Source organism: Pseudomonas sp. G1002, assembly GCF_013385455.1.
GTDB lineage: Bacteria > Pseudomonadota > Gammaproteobacteria > Pseudomonadales > Pseudomonadaceae > Aquipseudomonas.
On the sequence record NZ_JACAPY010000051.1, the window covers coordinates 1 to 17781 of the forward strand.

15 protein-coding genes are annotated in these 17781 nt (G+C 58.3%); 1 reads left to right on the top strand and 14 read right to left on the bottom strand.

Annotation, left to right across the window (positions count from 1 at the left end; all coding sequences use genetic code 11):
- Positions 1–173: 173 nt before the first annotated feature.
- The 4 genes from HX801_RS28650 to HX801_RS28665 form a co-directional block, all read right to left on the bottom strand.
- Positions 174–902 (bottom strand): dienelactone hydrolase family protein, encoded by a 729-nt coding sequence (locus HX801_RS28650; protein WP_008434010.1) that lies wholly within the window; start codon positions 900–902, stop codon positions 174–176.
- Positions 903–968: 66 nt separating this feature from the next.
- Positions 969–2873: a molecular chaperone HtpG gene (gene htpG, locus HX801_RS28655; RefSeq protein WP_003210561.1), complete on the bottom strand. Its 1905-nt coding sequence runs from the start codon at positions 2871–2873 to the stop codon at positions 969–971.
- 89 nt (positions 2874–2962) lie between these two features.
- The gene (locus HX801_RS28660; RefSeq protein WP_063028212.1) at positions 2963–3415 is read right to left on the bottom strand and encodes a PaaI family thioesterase; all 453 of its coding nucleotides are present in this window, start codon (positions 3413–3415) and stop codon (positions 2963–2965) included.
- A complete protein-coding gene (locus tag HX801_RS28665; RefSeq protein WP_003210563.1) occupies positions 3412–3888 on the bottom strand; it encodes a PaaI family thioesterase in 477 nt (158 codons plus the stop codon). Before HX801_RS28665 ends, HX801_RS28660 begins: the two co-directional genes overlap by 4 nt.
- A 157-nt stretch (positions 3889–4045) precedes the next feature.
- Here HX801_RS28665 and HX801_RS28670 point away from each other — a divergent pair, with 157 nt between their 5' ends.
- On the top strand, positions 4046–4288 hold the full coding sequence (locus tag HX801_RS28670; RefSeq protein ID WP_003210564.1) for a hypothetical protein: 243 nt from the start codon (positions 4046–4048) through the stop codon (positions 4286–4288).
- A 149-nt stretch (positions 4289–4437) separates the two neighbouring features.
- Here HX801_RS28670 and brnQ read toward each other — a convergent pair whose 3' ends face one another.
- The 10 genes from brnQ to sdhC form a co-directional block, all read right to left on the bottom strand.
- Positions 4438–5751, bottom strand: coding sequence for a branched-chain amino acid transport system II carrier protein (brnQ, locus tag HX801_RS28675; protein ID WP_003210565.1), 1314 nt, complete (start codon positions 5749–5751; stop codon positions 4438–4440).
- A gap of 417 nt (positions 5752–6168) precedes the next feature.
- On the bottom strand, positions 6169–7050 hold the full coding sequence (gene sucD / locus HX801_RS28680; RefSeq protein WP_003210566.1) for a succinate--CoA ligase subunit alpha: 882 nt from the start codon (positions 7048–7050) through the stop codon (positions 6169–6171).
- The gene (gene sucC / locus HX801_RS28685) at positions 7050–8216 is read right to left on the bottom strand and encodes an ADP-forming succinate--CoA ligase subunit beta (protein WP_003210567.1); all 1167 of its coding nucleotides are present in this window, start codon (positions 8214–8216) and stop codon (positions 7050–7052) included. The genes sucD and sucC overlap by 1 nt, the downstream gene beginning before the upstream one ends.
- A 214-nt stretch (positions 8217–8430) precedes the next feature.
- Complete coding sequence (gene lpdA, locus HX801_RS28690; protein WP_003210568.1) at positions 8431–9867, bottom strand: dihydrolipoyl dehydrogenase; 1437 nt, start codon at positions 9865–9867, stop codon at positions 8431–8433.
- 95 nt (positions 9868–9962) lie between these two features.
- Complete coding sequence (gene odhB / locus HX801_RS28695; protein WP_008434003.1) at positions 9963–11195, bottom strand: 2-oxoglutarate dehydrogenase complex dihydrolipoyllysine-residue succinyltransferase; 1233 nt, start codon at positions 11193–11195, stop codon at positions 9963–9965.
- Between the two features lie 44 nt (positions 11196–11239).
- A complete protein-coding gene (locus HX801_RS28700; protein WP_003210570.1) occupies positions 11240–14071 on the bottom strand; it encodes a 2-oxoglutarate dehydrogenase E1 component in 2832 nt (943 codons plus the stop codon).
- A 262-nt stretch (positions 14072–14333) separates the two neighbouring features.
- The gene (locus HX801_RS28705) at positions 14334–15038 is read right to left on the bottom strand and encodes a succinate dehydrogenase iron-sulfur subunit (protein WP_003210571.1); all 705 of its coding nucleotides are present in this window, start codon (positions 15036–15038) and stop codon (positions 14334–14336) included.
- An 11-nt stretch (positions 15039–15049) separates the two neighbouring features.
- A complete protein-coding gene (gene sdhA / locus HX801_RS28710; protein ID WP_003210572.1) occupies positions 15050–16825 on the bottom strand; it encodes a succinate dehydrogenase flavoprotein subunit in 1776 nt (591 codons plus the stop codon).
- A gap of 3 nt (positions 16826–16828) precedes the next feature.
- A complete protein-coding gene (gene sdhD / locus HX801_RS28715) occupies positions 16829–17197 on the bottom strand; it encodes a succinate dehydrogenase, hydrophobic membrane anchor protein (protein ID WP_003210573.1) in 369 nt (122 codons plus the stop codon).
- Entirely contained in the window at positions 17191–17565 is a 375-nt protein-coding gene (sdhC, locus tag HX801_RS28720) for a succinate dehydrogenase, cytochrome b556 subunit (RefSeq protein ID WP_008433998.1), read from the bottom strand. The genes sdhD and sdhC overlap by 7 nt, the downstream gene beginning before the upstream one ends.
- Between the last annotated feature and the right edge of the window lie 216 nt (positions 17566–17781).

Sequence of the window (17781 nt, forward strand, 5' to 3'; positions counted from 1 at the left end):
CGATGCATAACTTGCTGGATGAAGTGTTCAAGGGCTGATAGTTCGGTTGCCTGAGCTGGCCCCTTCGCGAGCAAGCCCGCTCCCACATTTCGACCGCGTTCCTTCAGGATTTACGCGGTCGAAATGTGGGAGCGGGCTTGCTCGCGAAGGGGCCAGCTCAGGCAACCGAACTATCAGCCCTTGAACACTTCATCCAGCAAGTTATGCATCGACTGGAAGGCCCGCGCAGCGGTCTTCGCGTCATACATCATCTTGCCCGGCACATTCGCGTGCGGGTCGGTAAACGAGTGCACCGCACCGCCGTAGCTCAGCAATTGCCAATCCACACCGGCGGCGTTCATTTCGTCTTCAAACGCCGGCAGTTGCTCCTTCGGCACCAACGGGTCGGAAGCACCGTGCAACACCAGCACGGAACCCTTGATGTTTTTTGCATCGGCCGGGTTCGGCGTGTCGAGGCTGCCGTGGAACGAAACGGCAGCTTTCAACGGTGCACCGGTACGTGCCAGCTCCAGGGAGCAGCAACCACCGAAGCAGAAACCAAAGGTCGCCAGCTTCGAGGTATCCACCGCCGCTTCAGTCTGGGTTTTCAGGTGATCAAGCGCGACCTGCATGCGCTTGTTCAACAGCGGCCGGTCATTCTTCAACGGCATCATCGCCGCACCCGCTTCATCGCCGTTCGAAGGGCGGACGGTTTGCCCGTACAGGTCGGCAAGCAGCACCACGTAGCCCTTGCTGGCCACGCTCTTGGCGATCTCTTCAGCGCCGGCACTGACACCCATCCAGTTCGGCGCCATCAACAACCCTGGCAGCGGGCCCTTATGACTGGCATCAAATGCCAGGCGGCTTTCATAAGACTGGCCATCAATCTGATAGACCACGGAACGCACGGTGATTTGGCTCATCATTTACTCCAGGTGAAAGGCTCCAGAACGAAAAAACCCGCCGAAGCGGGTTTTTCTACAACGGTGTTAAACCGACAGTTCAACCAACAGCTTGTTCAGTCGGCGCACATAAGCGGCCGGGTCTTTCAGGCTGTCGCCGGCAGCCAGGGCTGCCTGGTCGAAGAGGATGTGCGACAGGTCGCCAAACCGCTCTTCGCTCTGCTCGCCGTCGAGTTTCTCGATCAGCGGGTGCGCCGGGTTGAATTCAAAGATCGGCTTGGAATCCGGAACCTTCTGACCGCTGGCTTCCAGGATCTGACGCATCTGCATGCCCAGGTCCTGCTCGCCGATGGCCAGGATCGCCGGGGAATCGGTCAGACGGTGGGAAACCCGCACTTCGCTGACGGCATCGCCCAAGGCGGTCTTGATTCGCTCAACCAGACCCTCTTTGGACTTGGCCACTTCTTCAGCGGCTTTCTTGTCTTCTTCGGAATCCAGGTTGCCCAGGTCCAGGTCGCCGCGGGCGACGTCAACAAAGCTCTTGCCGTCGAAGTCGCTGAGGTAGCTCATCAGCCACTCGTCGATGCGGTCGGTCAGCAGCAGCACTTCGATGCCTTTCTTGCGGAAGACTTCCAGGTGCGGGCTGTTCTTGACCTGAGCGTAGGTTTCACCGGTCAGGTAGTAGATCTTGTCCTGACCTTCCTTGGCGCGAGCCAGGTATTCAGCCAGGGAAACGTTCTGCTCGCCGTCGTCACCGTTGGTCGATGCGAAACGCAGCAGGCCGGCGATTTTTTCCTTGTTGGCGAAATCTTCTGCCGGGCCTTCTTTCATGACCTGGCCGAAGTTTTTCCAGAAGCCCTTGTATTGCTCAGGCTCGTTTTTCGCCAGCTTTTCCAGCATGTCGAGGACACGCTTGGTCAGCGCCGACTTCATCGAGTCGATGATCGGGTCTTTCTGCAGGATTTCCCGCGACACGTTCAGCGACAGGTCGTTGGAGTCAACCACGCCCTTGATAAAGCGCAGGTACAGCGGCAGGAACGATTCCGCCTGGTCCATCACGAATACGCGCTGCACATACAGCTTCAGGCCTTTCGGCGCTTCACGCTGGTACAGGTCGAACGGAGCACGGGCCGGTACGTAGAGCAGCGAGCTGTATTCCAGCTTGCCTTCGACCTTGTTGTGGCTCCAGCTCAGCGGGTTTTCGTAATCGTGGGCGATGTGCTTGTAGAACTCCTGGTATTCCTCGTCCTTGACTTCGGTACGAGGACGGGTCCACAGGGCGCTGGCGCGGTTGACCACTTCCCATTCCTGGGCTGGGGCTTCTTCGCCTTCGGCCGCCGCTTGTTCTTTCGGCAACTCGATCGGCAACGCGATGTGGTCGGAGTACTTCTTGATGATATTGCGCAGACGCCAGCCATCGGCGAACTCGTCTTCACCGGACTTCAGGTGCAGGACGATGCGGGTACCACGATCAGCCTTGTCGACAGTGGCGATTTCAAATTCGCCCTCGCCCTTGGAAGACCAATGCACGCCTTCGCTGGCCGCAAGGCCGGCACGGCGGCTGAATACTTCAACCTTGTCGGCAACGATGAAGGCCGAGTAGAAGCCCACGCCGAACTGGCCGATCAGGTGCGAATCTTTCTTCTGGTCGCCCGACAGGTTCTTCATGAAATCAGCGGTACCGGATTTGGCGATGGTCCCCAGGTGGGTGATCGCATCGTCACGGCTCATGCCGATACCGTTGTCTTCGAGGGTGACGGTTTTCGCGTCCTTGTCGAAGCTCACACGGATTTTCAGTTCCGCGCCACCTTCCAGCAACTCAGGCTTGGACAGGGCTTCGAAACGTAATTTGTCGACAGCGTCAGAGGCGTTCGAGATCAATTCGCGAAGGAAAATTTCCTTGTTGGAATACAGCGAATGGATCATGAGGTGCAGCAGTTGCTTCACCTCGGTCTGGAAGCCCAGGGTTTCCTTTTGAGTTTCCACACTCATGGTCATCAAACTCCAATTGGATGGCAGTGGCCGCGCCCTTGAGGGTTGGCGGCGGGTTGTCATCAAAGTTGGGGGCTAAGACCAGGATTTCAAGGGCGGGCCGGTTCCTCAATCTTGAAATGCGCGCGGGCGGTGGCAATCGGTTCGGCCGGGGTGCTTTGCCAGGCGGTAATCGCCACATTGGCCACCCGTCGGCCCTGGCGCCACACCTGGCATTTGGCGTAGGTGTCGCGAAACTGGCCGGCGCGCAGGTAATCCAGGGAGAAATCGATGATCTTGGGAACGCCAGGCGCACCGGTGAATACCAACAAATGCAAGGCTGCGGACAGCTCCATGAAGCCCGCGATCACCCCGCCGTGGATCGCCGGCAATATCGGGTTACCAATGTTGTCCTTGTTGGCCGGCATGCGAAACAGCAATTCATCCCCCAGCCGCGTGCATTCGATGCCAATCAGCTTGGCGTAGGGAATCAGGTTGAGCAGCGCCTCATAGTTGCCCCGTTCGTGGGCTTGCTGCAGACGGGTCTTGAACTGATGTTTCATGCCTGTTCTCCCTTGATTGCATTGCCCAGGCCCTGGCTGCCCTTGAGGCGCTTGCCCATGCGCATGAACGTGCCCACCACGTGGGCAATCGGTTGCTGCGGATCGTCCTGGTAGGCGAAGCCGCGGGTGAAGATCACGTCGGTGGTCACCCGGTAGCACTGGGCAAAGCCGAATACCGGTTTATGGGGCTCGGCCGGGTGCATGTAGTCGATGCGCAGGTCCAGGGTCGGGCAAACCTCGAACTCCGGCAGTACGCACAAGGTAGCCATGCCACAGGCGGTGTCCATCAAGGATGTGATGGCGCCGCCGTGGATCACGCCGGTCTGCGGGTCACCGACGATATGCGGAGCATAGGGCAACACCAGCGTCATGCCGTCCTCACTGGCGGCGTGCACCTGGATGCCCAGCACCTGGCAGTGGCGCAAGGCTGAAACAAAGCGCGTGGCACGGGATAAAAGAGGATTTTCGGTCATTCGTTAAAGACTCTTATTAGTGTGGAGCCGGCGGAGTAGACAACCTTGCTGAAAGTTCCCTAGGGAAAAGCCTTATATATCTGTGAGATTTAAGGAACTAAGCGTTGGGCATAGGCTCGAAAGGCCAGTAGATATCTTCAATAAGGAGAAACACCCCATGCGCAAGACTTTAGCTATTTCCATGATGCTGGCTGCTGCCCTCGGCCTCGCTGCCTGCGACAAAAAATCCGAAGACAAAGCCCAAGACGCCGCAGCCCACTCTGAGCAAGCTCAAAAAGACATGGCGAAAGCACAGGATAAAGTGAACGACGCTGCGAAAGAAAACGCCGATGCTGCCAAAGCTCAGGCTGAATCGAACGAAGCTGCAGCGAAAGAAGCAACACCTGCAACCGGTTCTTGAGTCTGACGACTTGAACACTGTGACTTGAAAAGTCATGTTGCAAAAGAAAGCCCGCTTAATAGCGGGCTTTACTTTGTCCGGTGCTTTTAACCCGGCCGGGCAGCTCGAAACTTCGAACTAAACCTCGGCACAAGTTAGTGGCTAAACGTTTAAGCCATCGCTTCACTGCGTTTGCCCAGCAGGCGGTCAATCACCACCGCAACCACCAGCGTCATCACCGAAGGCACCAGCCACGCCAGGCCCTGCTCGCTCAGCGGCAGGTGAGCCAGTTGCGATGGCATCCAGTCAGCCAGGCCCGCGCCCTTCAGCGCGTCAATGCAACCGAAGATGAACGACACCAGCATCACCGGGCCAACGATCCGGCCCTGCTCCTGCCAGAAGTCCTTACAGAAGCTCAGGGCCACCAGCACGATGCACGGCGGATAGATGGCGGTCAGCACCGGGATCGAGAACGCGATCAGCTTGGTCAGGCCCAGGTTGGACACAAACAGAGAGAATACCGCCAGGATCACCACCAGGGTCTTATAGGACAGCGGCAGTACGCGGCTGAAGTACTCGGCGCAGGCGCAGGTCAGGCCCACCGCGGTTACCAGGCACGCCAGGGAAATCAGCACGGCGAGGAAACCGCTGCCCAGGGAGCCGAAGGTGTGCTGGACGTAGGCGTGCAGCACGGCGGCGCCGTTGGCGGCACCGGCCGCCACTTCGTGGCTGCCTGAACCGAGGCGGAACAGGCTGATGTACACCAGCGCCAGGCCCACACCGGCAATCAGCCCGGCGATGATCGCGTAGCGGGTGATCAGCTTCGGCGACTCGACGCCACGGGAGCGGATCGCGTTGACGATCACAATGCCGAATACCAGCGCGCCGAGGGTATCCATGGTCAGGTAACCATTGATAAAGCCCTGGGAGAACGGTGCCGCCACGTACTCAGGGGTGGCAACACCCACATCGCCGGCCGGCAAGGCAAAGGCAGCAATGCCCAAGACGGCCAGGGCGATGATCTTCAACGGTGCCAGGAAACGACCGACGGTATCCAGCAGGCGGCCCGGGTACAGGGAGATGAAGAACACCAACAGGAAGTACACCGAGCTGTAGAGGAACAGCGCCAGCGGGCTTTCACCGGTCAGCGGCGCCAGGCCCACTTCAAAGGAAACGGTGGCGGTTCGCGGGGTGGCGAACAACGGGCCGACAGCCAGGTAGGCCGCCGCTGCCAGCAAGCCACCGGCGATCTTGCCGATCGGACTGCTCAACGCGTCCATGCCACCACCGACCTTGGCCAGGGCGACAACGGTGATCACCGGCAAACCGACCGCGGTGATCAGGAAGCCCAGCGCTGCCATCCAGACATGAGGCCCGGACTGCAAACCGACGATTGGCGGGAAGATGATGTTGCCGGCGCCCACGAACAGGGCAAAAGTCATAAAGCCCAACGCCAGGATGTCCTGGCTTTTCAACACTTTCATTTGAGGAAATACCACACTACTGAATCGGAATTTAGAGAGGGCTTCCCTATGGATGAGGGAAATACTGCCGGTCCGGATGGGGACCGACCGGTCTGGCGCGAGGCTTCCTTTTGGGAGGCACACGCATAAAGAGGCGGCTAGCCTAACGAATTTGCGGGTCAAACGCACTGTTGCGGGGCGAACTGTCCGATAAGCGACATTTTTATGTCGCGTTTTTATATCTAAATTTTGAAATGCGATCGAATGTGGGAGCGGGCTTGCTCGCGAAAGCGGTGTATCAGCCACTCATGAGCTGACTGACACACCGCTTTCGCGAGCAAGCCCGCTCCCACATGTTGATCTCCACCAACCTTCAGAATGCACAAAGGCCACCCGAAGGTGGCCTTTGTGGGGTGAAGCGTCAGTTAAGCGCGAGGCTTACTTGACAGCCCAACCGGTCAGCTCGGACAAAGCCTTGCCGATGTCTGCCAGCGAACGCACGGTTTTAACGCCTGCGTCTTCCAGGGCAGCAAACTTCTCGTCTGCAGTACCCTTGCCGCCAGAGATGATTGCGCCAGCATGGCCCATGCGCTTGCCAGCAGGGGCAGTCACACCAGCGATGTAGGAAACAACCGGCTTGGTCACGTGTGCCTTGATGTAGGCAGCCGCTTCTTCTTCAGCCGAACCGCCGATCTCACCGATCATTACGATCGCTTCGGTCTTCGGGTCTTCCTGGAACAGCTTCAGGATGTCGATGAAGTTCGAGCCTGGGATCGGGTCACCGCCGATGCCGACGCAAGTCGACTGACCGAAACCGGCGTCAGTAGTCTGCTTGACAGCTTCGTAGGTCAGGGTGCCGGAACGGGAAACGATACCGACTTTACCTGGCAAGTGAATGTGACCTGGCATGATGCCGATCTTGCATTCGCCTGGAGTGATCACGCCTGGGCAGTTAGGGCCGATCAGGACTACGCCCAGCTCGTCGCACTTAACTTTAGCGTCCAGCATGTCCAGGGTAGGAATGCCTTCGGTGATGCAAACGATCAGCTTGATGCCGCCGAATGCTGCTTCCAGGATGGAGTCCTTGCAGAAAGGAGCTGGAACGTAGATCACGCTGGCGGTGGCGCCAGTGGCAGCTACAGCATCTTTCACGGTGTTGAACACTGGCAGGCCCAGGTGCTCGGTGCCGCCTTTACCAGGAGTAACGCCACCCACCATCTTGGTGCCGTATTCGATGGCTTGCTGGGTGTGGAAACTACCTTGGGAACCGGTAATACCCTGGCAGATAACCTTGGTGTCTTTATTGATCAGGACGCTCATTATTTGCCCTCCGCAGCTTTGACAACTTGTTGAGCAGCGTCGGTCAGGCTGGTAGCAGCGATGATGTTCAAACCGCTTTCTGCCAGTACTTTAGCGCCCAGTTCAGCGTTGTTACCTTCAAGGCGCACAACAACCGGGATTTTAACGCCGACTTCTTTCACTGCACCGATGATGCCTTCGGCAATCATGTCGCAACGAACGATGCCGCCGAAGATGTTGACCAGTACTGCAGCGACGTTGGAGTCGGACAGGATGATCTTGAACGCTTCGGTAACGCGTTCTTTGGTGGCACCGCCGCCTACGTCGAGGAAGTTGGCTGGTTTGCCGCCATGCAGGTTGACGATGTCCATGGTACCCATGGCCAGGCCAGCACCGTTGACCATGCAACCGATGTTACCTTCCAGGGCTACGTAGTTCAGTTCGAACTTGGCAGCGTGCGCTTCGCGCGGATCGTCTTGCGACGGATCGTGGAAAGTCTTCAGCTTAGGCTGACGGTACATGGCGTTGGCGTCGATGTTGATCTTGGCATCGAGGCAATGCAGATCGCCGTCAGCCTTAATCACCAGCGGGTTCACTTCCAGCAGGGCCAGATCGTGATCCTGGAACAGTTTGGCCAGACCTACGAAGATCTTGGCGAACTGGGCAACTTGCTTGCCTTCCAGACCCAACTGGAATGCCAGCTCGCGACCCTGGAATGGCTGAGCGCCAACCAGTGGATCGATAGTGGCTTTCAGAATTTTTTCTGGGGTTTCTTCAGCGATCTTCTCAATGTCCACGCCACCTTCGGTGGAGGCCATGAACACGATGCGACGGCTCGAACGGTCAACGACAGCGCCCAGGTACAGCTCTTTAGCGATATCAGTGCACGATTCAACCAGGATCTTGGTGACTGGCTGGCCATTGGCATCAGTCTGGTAAGTCACCAGACGCTTGCCCAGCCACTGCTGAGCGAAGGCTTTGGCGTCTTCTTTGCTGCGAACCAGCTTAACGCCGCCCGCTTTACCGCGACCACCAGCGTGAACCTGGGCTTTGACAACCCACTCGGTGCCGCCGATTTTGTCGCAAGCTTCTGCTGCTGCTTCCGGGGTGTCTACTGCGTAACCCTTGGATACTGGCAGGCCGTATTCAGCGAACAGCTGCTTACCCTGATACTCGTGAAGATTCATGCTTATTACCGTCTTCGTTAGGTACTGCGCATTCGGCGCTGCGCTCTTTATTGAGTGCCGCGCCACCTGTGACTGCTGCTTGCACAGTCAAACCACCAAAGGCCTGAACCCTGGGTGGTGAAACTGCGCAAGACTGCGTCCAGCGGATATTCCGCGGTGAGTCTTGCGCACAAGGCTCACGACGGGCAACCGCCGTGGTTTCTTATTATCTCGCTTAGCGCTTCTTCTTGTTGGCGATGTGGATGGCATGGCCATTCACTGCCAACGCGGCTTCGTGCAGCGCTTCGGACAGGGTCGGATGGGAGAAAACCATCATGCCGATGTCTTCGGCGCTGGTGCCGAATTCCATACCGATTGCGCCTTGCTGAACCAGTTCTGCTGCGCCTGGGCCGATCACATGGACGCCCAATACGCGGTCAGTCTTGGCATCAGCGATGACTTTGACAAAACCACCGGTGTCGTTGGCTGCCATGGCACGGCCAGAAGCGGCAAACGGGAAGGTGCCGACGTTAACTTCAACGCCTTCAGCTTTCAACTGCTGTTCGTTCTTGCCGACCCATGCAATTTCCGGGTGGGTGTAGATAACCGACGGGATCAGGTCGTAGTTCATCTGGGTCTTGTGACCCTTGATGCGCTCGACAACCATGATGCCTTCTTCGGAAGCCTTGTGCGCCAGCATCATGCCGCGAACCACGTCGCCAATGGCGTAGACGCCCGGCACGGTGGTAGCGCAGTGATCGTCAACGTGGATGAAACCACGCTCGTCGATGTTCACGCCGCTGTCGGAAGCCAGCAGGTCAGTGGTCACCGGACGGCGACCAACGGCTACGATCAGCTTGTCGAAAGTGATGGTCTGTTCGCCATCCTTGTCGGTGTAGGTCACGACAACTTCTTCGCCGTTAACCTTGGAACCGGTAACACGAGCGCCCAGCTTGATGTCCAGACCTTGTTTGGTCAGGGTTTTCAGCGCTTCTTTGGACACTGCGGTGTCGGCAGCCAGCAGGAACGTGTCCAGGGCTTCCAGCACGGTCACTTCGGAACCCAGGCGGGACCAGACCGAACCCAGTTCCAGGCCGATCACGCCAGCGCCGATCACGCCCAGACGTTTTGGAACCGCTTGGAATTCCAGGGCGCCGGTCGAATCAACGATCACGTTCTGGTCGACCGGAGCCGGTGGAATGTCGATTGGACGCGAACCTGGAGCCAGGATCACGTTCTCGGCTTCGATGATTTCGGTCGAACCGTCAGGCTTGGTGATTTCAACTTTCTTGCCGGCCAGCAGTTTGCCGTGGCCTTGCAGGGAAGTAACGCCGTTGGCCTTGAACAGGGTAGCAACGCCGGAAGTCAGGCCTTTAACGATGTTGGCCTTGCGGCCGACCATCGCTGGCACGTCCATGGTCACGCCAGCGTGGTTGATGCCGTGGATGGCAAAACCGTCTTGCGCTTCGTGGAATTTCCAGGAGCTGTCCAGCAGCGCCTTGGAAGGAATGCAGCCAACGTTCAGGCAAGTACCGCCCAGCGCCAGTTTGCCTTCCTTGTCGGTGTATTTTTCGATGCAAGCAGTCGAGAGGCCCAGTTGTGCGGCCTTGATGGCGGCAACGTAGCCGCCAGGGCCTGCGCCAATCACTACAACGTCAAATTTCTGCGACATGAAAAAAAATCCTCTTTAGCTAAAAGCTTCAAGCCGTGAGCCGCACTCCGGCCTGCCTCGCGGCAGACCGGGTGGTACGGCGCACCGCCGCTTTATCAGATATCCAGCAGCAGACGAGCCGGGTCTTCCAGCAGGTTCTTGATGGTCACCAGGAAAGTCACGGCTTCTTTACCATCGATCAGGCGGTGATCGTACGACAGCGCCAGGTACATCATCGGGCGGATAACCACTTGGCCGTTGATCGCCATAGGACGCTGCAGAATGTTGTGCATGCCCAGGATCGCAGCTTGTGGCGGGTTGACGATCGGAGTCGACATCATCGAACCGAAAGTACCACCGTTGGTGATGGTGAAGGTACCACCGGTCATCTCGTCGATGGTCAGTTTGCCGTCACGGGCCTTCTTGCCGAAGTTGGCGATGCCGCCTTCGATTTCAGCCAGGCTCATCAGCTCGGCGTTACGCAGAACCGGTACCACCAGGCCACGGTCGCTGGAGACGGCAACGCCGACGTCAGCATAACCGTGGTAAACGATGTCGCCGCCGTCGATGGAAGCGTTGACTGCCGGGAAGCGTTTCAGCGCTTCGGTGGCCGCTTTCACGAAGAACGACATGAAGCCCAGGCGTACGCCGTTGTGGGACTTCTCGAACAGGTCCTTGTACTTCGAACGCAGGGCCATGACTTCGGTCATGTCGACTTCGTTGAACGTGGTCAGCATCGCCATGTTCGACTGTGCTTCAACCAGGCGCTTGGCCACGGTGGCACGCACGCGGGTCATCGGTACGCGCTTCTCGGTGCGGTCGCCAGCGGCGAACACAGGAGCAGCGGCAGCCGGGGCGGCAGCCTTGGCAGGCGCAGCAGCTGGAGCGTTTTTCTTGGCTTCAACGGCGGCAACCACGTCTTCCTTGGTCACACGGCCATCTTTGCCGGTGCCCTTGATGGACGCCAGGTTGATACCGTTTTCGTCAGCCAGCTGACGCGCAGCCGGTGCAGCGATTGGATCTTCGCCACCCGCAGCCGGTGCAGCAGCTGGAGCTGCGGCAGCAGCCGGTGCAGCAGCGGCGGCAGGAGCAGGAGCAGCGGCAGCAGCACCGCCCTCTTCGATCGAGCCCAGTACCTGGTTCGACAGGACGGTAGCGCCTTCTTCGGCAACGATTGCGCCCAGCACGCCGTCAGCTTCAGCCAACACTTCGAGCACGACCTTGTCGGTTTCGATGTCGACGATCAGGTCGTCACGCTTGACGGCCTCGCCTGGTTTCTTGTGCCAGGTTGCAACGGTGCCATCGGCAACCGATTCCGGGAATGACGGGGCTTTGATTTCGATAGCCATTATCTGTGGGTCCTTAAAATTCGGTTTCAGTCAGCGCGAAGGCGTTAAACAGTGAAAGCATCTTGCAGCAGTTTTTCCTGCTGCTCGGCGTGCATCGACGCATAACCACACGCAGGTGCAGCAGAAGCATCACGACCGGCGTACTCCAGGCCCAGTGCCTGTTTGTGATTGCCGATGCTGCGACGCAGATGATGCTGGCTGCTGTACCACGCGCCCTGGTTCATCGGTTCTTCCTGACACCACACCACATTGGTGAGGTTGGTGTAAGGCGCGATGGCCTCCATCAGGTCGTCTTCCGGGAACGGGTAAAGCTGCTCGATCCGCACGATGGCGATGTCTTCGCGGCCTTCGGCACGGCGTTTTTCCAGCAAATCGTAGTAAACCTTGCCGCTGCACAGGATCAGGCGAGTGACCTTGGCCGCGTCGAGGGTATCGATTTCTGAAATAACGGTCTGGAACGAACCATCCGCCAGATCTTCCAGGGTCGAGATGGCCAATTTATGACGCAGCAGCGATTTCGGCGTCAGCACTACCAGCGGCTTGCGCAGCGGGCGGATCACCTGGCGACGCAGCAAGTGGTAGATCTGGGCCGGGGTAGTCGGCACGCACACCTGGATGTTGTGCTCGGCGCACAATTGCAGGTAACGCTCCAGACGGGCCGAGGAGTGCTCCGGACCCTGACCTTCATAACCGTGTGGCAGCAGCATGGTCAGACCGCACAGACGGCCCCACTTGTGCTCGCCGCTGGTGATGAACTGGTCGATAACCACCTGGGCACCGTTGGCGAAGTCGCCGAACTGGGCTTCCCAGATCACCAGCGCCTGAGGCGTGGTGGTCGAGTAACCGTATTCGAACGCCAGTACGGCTTCTTCGGACAGGAACGAATCGTACAGGTCGAAACGTGGCTGGCCTTCGTACAGGTTCTGCAACGGGATGTAGGTGCCCGCGTCTTTCTGGTTGTGCAACACAGCGTGACGGTGCGAGAACGTACCGCGGCCGATGTCCTGGCCAGTCATGCGGATCGGGTGACCTTCGAACGCCAGGGTCGCGTACGCCATGGTTTCAGCGTAACCCCAGTTGATCGGCAGGCCGCCGGCTTGCATCTTCTGACGGTCTTCGTAGATCTTCGCAACCTGGCGCTGTACCACGAAGCCATCTGGAATTTCCAGCAGCTTGGCCGACAGTTCCTGCAGGGTCTTCAGATCGAACGAGGTGTCGTGACGCGCAGTCCAGGCGTGGCCCAGGTACGGACGCCAGTCAACGAACAACTCTTTGTTCGGCTCTTTAACCAGGCTTTTCACGACATGCAGGCCGTTGTCCAGCGCGTTGCGGTATTCATCGATCTTCGCCTGAACACGTGCATCGTCCACCACGCCGGCCTTGATCAGGCTATCGGCATACAGCTCACGGGTGGTGCGCTGCTTGGTGATTTGCTGGTACATCAACGGTTGGGTGCCGCTAGGCTCATCCGCTTCGTTGTGACCGCGACGACGGTAGCAGACCAGGTCGATGACCACGTCACGCTTGAACTGCATGCGGTAATCGATGGCCAACTGGGTCACGAACAACACGGCTTCCGGATCATCACCATTCACATGGAGGATCGGCGCCTGGATCATCTTGGCAACGTCGGTCGCGTACTCGGTAGAGCGTGCGTCCAGCGGGTTGCTGATGGTGAAGCCCACCTGGTTGTTGATGACGATGTGAACGGTACCGCCGGTCTTGAAGCCGCGAGTCTGCGACATCTGGAACGTTTCCAGGACCACGCCCTGACCGGCGAACGCCGCGTCACCGTGGATGGAAATCGGCAGGACCTTCTCACCGGTGGAATCGTTACGACGATCCTGGCGCGCACGTACCGACCCCTCGACCACTGGAGAAACGATCTCCAGGTGGGATGGGTTGAACGCCATGGCCAGGTGAACTTCACCGCCGGTGGTCATTACGTTGGACGAGAAACCCTGGTGATATTTAACGTCACCGGAACCCAGCTCGACCTTCTTCTTGCCTTCGAACTCGTCGAACAGCTCGCGCGGGTTCTTGCCGAAGGTGTTGACCAGCACGTTCAAACGGCCACGGTGGGCCATGCCGATCACGATTTCCTTGGTGCCGTAGGAACCGGAACGCTGGATCAGCTCGTCGAGCATCGGGATCAGGCTTTCGCCGCCTTCCAGGCCGAAACGCTTGGTGCCCGGGTATTTGGTGCCCAGGTATTTTTCCAGGCCTTCCGCTGCAGTGACGCGCTCGAGCAAGTGGCTCTTGACGTCCGCAGACAGCACCGGGCGACCACGCACGCCTTCAAGGCGGTGCTGGAACCAGTGGCGCTGCTCGGAATCAGTGATGTGCGTAAATTCGGCACCGATGGTGCGGCAATATGTCTGCTGCAACGCTTCGTGAATTTCGCGTAGGCTCGCTTCCTCTTTGCCGATGAACAGGTCGCCGGCACGGAAGGTCGTATCAAGATCGGCATTGGTCAAGCCGTAATGATTGATCGACAGGTCTGCAGGTGCAGGACGCTGCCACAGCCCCAGCGGGTCAAGCTGGGCTGCCTGGTGGCCACGCATACGGTAGGCCTGGATCAGTCGCAGTACTTCAACTTGCTTCTTCTCGTGCTCACTGCTCACGCTTGCGGCAGAAACCGGCTGGGCGCGGCGCTGGTTCTTTGCCAGCAGCACGAACTGATCGCGAATTGTTGCGTGCGATACATCGGTGGCAGCGTTGCCGTCTGAAGACAACGTCTGAAATTTGGTGCGCCATTCTTCTGGCACAGCGTTAGGGTCGTGCAGGTAGAGCTCATAAAGCTCTTCCACATAGGCAGCGTTACCACCTGAAAGATAGCCGCTGTTCCACATGCGCTGCATCACGCTTTCTTGCATGCTTGGTCACCCTCGATTTGGGGACACCACCGGCGAAAACACCGAGTTTGCTTGCAAAAGGCCAAGTGCAGCGACCAAAACAAGCCACTTAGGATCACGCTGATAGTTCGGGTACCAACCCGAATGCCCCTGCTTGTCTCATTTCTTCAAAATAAGAGCCGCGTCTTTGTAAGTCGCTGCTCAAGTTAAAACTACGGCGCCGGTTGAAGCCTGCGCCGTAGCATCTACGGGCACAACGGTCCTGCTTTTACTACAACGTCGGTTACACGCCGCTTTGCAGCAGCATGCTACGTACGTGACCAATGGCCTTAGTCGGGTTCAAGCCTTTGGGACATACGTTGACGCAGTTCATGATCCCGCGGCAGCGGAATACGCTGAACGGGTCATCCAGCGAAGCCAGACGCTCGGCAGTCTTGGTGTCACGGCTGTCTGCCAGGAAGCGGTACGCTTGCAGCAGGGCAGCTGGGCCCAGGAACTTGTCGGGGTTCCACCAGAAGGACGGGCAGGAAGTCGAGCAGCAAGCGCACAGGATGCACTCGTACAGACCGTCCAGCTTCTCGCGCTCTTCCGGAGTCTGCAGACGCTCGATGGCCGGAGCCGGCGTGTCGTTCTGCAGGAATGGCTTAACCTTCTCGTATTGCTTGTAGAAGATGCTCATATCGACGACCAGGTCACGGATAACCGGCAAACCTGGCAGCGGACGAACAACCAACTTGTTGCCTTTCACCACGGAAGACAGCGGCGTGATGCACGCCAGGCCGTTCTTGCCGTTGATGTTCATGCCGTCGGAGCCGCAGACACCCTCACGGCAAGAGCGACGATAGGAGAAACCTTCGTCCTGCTCTTTAACCAGGGCCAGCACGTCCAGCACCATCAGGTCCTTACCACCGGTATCGACCTGGAATTCCTGCATGAACGGCGCAGCGTCCTGATCAGGGTTGTAGCGATAAACACTGACTTTCAACATGGCAGCCACCCTTAGTAAGTCCGAATCTTCGGTTCAAACGTCGGAACCGTCTTCGGCGAGAAGTTCACGGCACGCTTGGTTACGCGCTTGTCACCCGGGAAGTACAGGGTGTGGCACAACCAGTTTTCGTCGTCGCGGTCTTCATAGTCTTCACGAGCGTGAGCACCACGGGATTCTTTACGAACCTCGGCGGCGATCGCAGTCGCTTCAGCCACTTCCAGCAGGTTTTGCAGCTCAAGGGCTTCGATTCGAGCGGTGTTGAACGCCTGGCTCTTGTCGTTGATCTTGACGTTGGCGATGCGCGTACGCAGGTCAGCCAGCTGGGCGATACCTTTCTGCATGTATTCGCCGGTACGGAACACACCGAAGTAGTTCTGCATGCAGCTTTGCAGCTCTTTGCGCAGGGAGGCAACGTCTTCGCCATCGGTACGCGAGTTCAGGCCATCCAGACGTGCCAGGGCAGCGTCGATGTCGGACTGGCGTGGACGCGCGTAATCAACGCCTTCCTTGAGGGTCTGTTCCAGGAACAGGCCGGCGGCACGACCGAATACCACCAGGTCAAGCAGCGAGTTGCCGCCCAGACGGTTGGCACCGTGAACCGATACACAAGCTACTTCACCTACCGCGAACAGACCAGGGATGATCTGGTCAACGCCGTCGGCGTCCTGGGTGATCGCCTGGCCATGAATGTTGGTGGCAACGCCGCCCATCATATAGTGGCAAGTTGGAACAACCGGGATCGGCGCAACAGCCGGGTCAACGTGGGCAAAGGTCTTGGACAGCTCCATGATGCCTGGCAGACGGCTGTGCAGCACTTCTTCACCGAGGTGATCGAGCTTCAGCATCACGTGGTCGCCATCGGGACCACAGCCGTTACCGGCGATGATCTCTTTAACCATGGAACGGGCTACAACGTCACGACCGGCAAGGTCTTTGGCGTTCGGAGCATAACGCTCCATGAAGCGCTCGCCGTTCTTGTTGATCAGGTAACCACCTTCACCACGGCAACCTTCTGTAACCAGTACACCGGCGCCGGCGATGCCGGTCGGGTGGAACTGCCACATTTCGATGTCTTGTACCGGAACGCCTGCACGCAGGGCCATGCCGATACCGTCACCGGTGTTGATCAGGGCGTTGGTAGTCGAAGAGTAGATACGGCCTGCACCGCCGGTCGCCAATACGGTGGCATTAGCCCGCACGTAAGAGGTTTCGCCGGTTTCGATGCAGATAACGATCATGCCTACAAAGGCACCGTCTTCGTTCTTCACCAGGTCGACGCCGTAGTATTCGTTGAGGAATACGGTGCCGGCCTTCAGGTTGGCCTGGTACAGGGTGTGCAACAGCGCGTGACCGGTACGGTCGGCTGCGGCACAGGTACGAGCGGCCTGGCCACCCTTACCGAAGTCTTTCGACTGGCCGCCGAACGGACGCTGGTAGATGCGACCCTGTTCGGTACGGGAGAACGGCAGACCCATGTGTTCCAGCTCGAAGACCGCTTCCGGGCCTACGGAGCACATGTATTCGATAGCGTCCTGGTCACCGATATAGTCGGAACCCTTGACGGTATCGTACATGTGCCAGCGCCAGTCATCGTTTGGATCGGCGGAGGCGATGGCGCAGGTGATGCCACCCTGGGCCGAAACGGTGTGGGAACGGGTCGGGAACACCTTGGTGATCACGGCAGTCTTGTGACCGCCCTGGGCCAGCTGCAGCGCAGCGCGCATGCCGGCACCGCCGCCGCCAATGATGATGGCGTCGAATGAAAGCGTATTAACTGTGTTAGCCATGAATCAGATACCCCAAAGAATCTGCACACCCCAGACGAAGTAAGCGAACATCGCGACGCCGCATACTGCCTGGAAGAGAAACCGTACTGCTGTCGCGGACTTGCCCAGCGCCATCGGCGTCAGGTAGTCGGTCGCGATGGTCCACATGCCAACCCAGGCGTGAGCGCCCAGGGCTACAAGGGCCAGCAGACTGAAGATGCGCATCCCGTTGTGAGCGAACAGGCCGTGCCATTGGGCGTAGCCAATGCCAGGGTTCGCCGCGAGGTACCCGATCAGGAAGATGAAATAAGCCGCGAGAACAACCGCAGACACACGTTGCGCCATCCAGTCATAGAGGCCCGAACGCGACAGGTTCGTAACGCTGGTTACCATATCCAAACTCCCGCCAGAACGATCAGCACCACGGAAATGGCGATGACGATTTTCGAGCCCAGCTTGCCGCCTTCCAGCGTCTCACCGATACCCATGTCCATGATCAAGTGGCGAATACCGGCCACAAGGTGATAAAGCAGAGCGGACAGGAGGCCCCAGGCGACGAATTTGGCCAGCGGACTGGTCAAGCATGCCTTCACCTCGGCGTACCCTTCTTCCGAACCCAGGGATTTGCTCAATGCATAAAGCATGATGCCCAGGCCAAGAAACAGGATGATGCCGGATACACGGTGCAGGAACGACGTTACGCCGGTGATGGGGAGTTTGATGGTCCTTAGGTCTAGGTTTACAGGTCGTTGGCTATTCACGGCTTTTTTTCACACTGAAGAGCCCCTAACAATCAGGGCAAAGTTGTTGGGGAGTGCACTGGTCAGGTAACCACCACCCAGGGAGTGCGACCCCCATCAAAACGGGCCCAAAAGCCCCTGGCGGTCGGAGGCCGAGTATAGACAGTTAGGCAACTAATGACAACGCGCACTCCTCACCCTAATAGCGCATTGCGCTGGCGGCATAAAAGGCGTAAA

Excerpts from the sequence above, each read along its gene's own strand:
- HX801_RS28650 (WP_008434010.1), bottom strand. The coding sequence starts at position 902 with ATGAGCCAAATCACCGTGCGTTCCGTGGTCTATCAGATTGATGGCCAG.
- htpG (WP_003210561.1), bottom strand. The coding sequence starts at position 2,873 with ATGAGTGTGGAAACTCAAAAGGAAACCCTGGGCTTCCAGACCGAGGTG.
- HX801_RS28660 (WP_063028212.1), bottom strand. The coding sequence starts at position 3,415 with ATGAAACATCAGTTCAAGACCCGTCTGCAGCAAGCCCACGAACGGGGC.
- HX801_RS28665 (WP_003210563.1), bottom strand. The coding sequence starts at position 3,888 with ATGACCGAAAATCCTCTTTTATCCCGTGCCACGCGCTTTGTTTCAGCC.
- HX801_RS28670 (WP_003210564.1), top strand. The coding sequence starts at position 4,046 with ATGCGCAAGACTTTAGCTATTTCCATGATGCTGGCTGCTGCCCTCGGC.
- brnQ (WP_003210565.1), bottom strand. The coding sequence starts at position 5,751 with ATGAAAGTGTTGAAAAGCCAGGACATCCTGGCGTTGGGCTTTATGACT.
- sucD (WP_003210566.1), bottom strand. The coding sequence starts at position 7,050 with ATGAGCGTCCTGATCAATAAAGACACCAAGGTTATCTGCCAGGGTATT.
- sucC (WP_003210567.1), bottom strand. The coding sequence starts at position 8,216 with ATGAATCTTCACGAGTATCAGGGTAAGCAGCTGTTCGCTGAATACGGC.
- lpdA (WP_003210568.1), bottom strand. The coding sequence starts at position 9,867 with ATGTCGCAGAAATTTGACGTTGTAGTGATTGGCGCAGGCCCTGGCGGC.
- odhB (WP_008434003.1), bottom strand. The coding sequence starts at position 11,195 with ATGGCTATCGAAATCAAAGCCCCGTCATTCCCGGAATCGGTTGCCGAT.
- HX801_RS28700 (WP_003210570.1), bottom strand. The coding sequence starts at position 14,071 with ATGCAAGAAAGCGTGATGCAGCGCATGTGGAACAGCGGCTATCTTTCA.
- HX801_RS28705 (WP_003210571.1), bottom strand. The coding sequence starts at position 15,038 with ATGTTGAAAGTCAGTGTTTATCGCTACAACCCTGATCAGGACGCTGCG.
- sdhA (WP_003210572.1), bottom strand. The coding sequence starts at position 16,825 with ATGGCTAACACAGTTAATACGCTTTCATTCGACGCCATCATCATTGGC.
- sdhD (WP_003210573.1), bottom strand. The coding sequence starts at position 17,197 with ATGGTAACCAGCGTTACGAACCTGTCGCGTTCGGGCCTCTATGACTGG.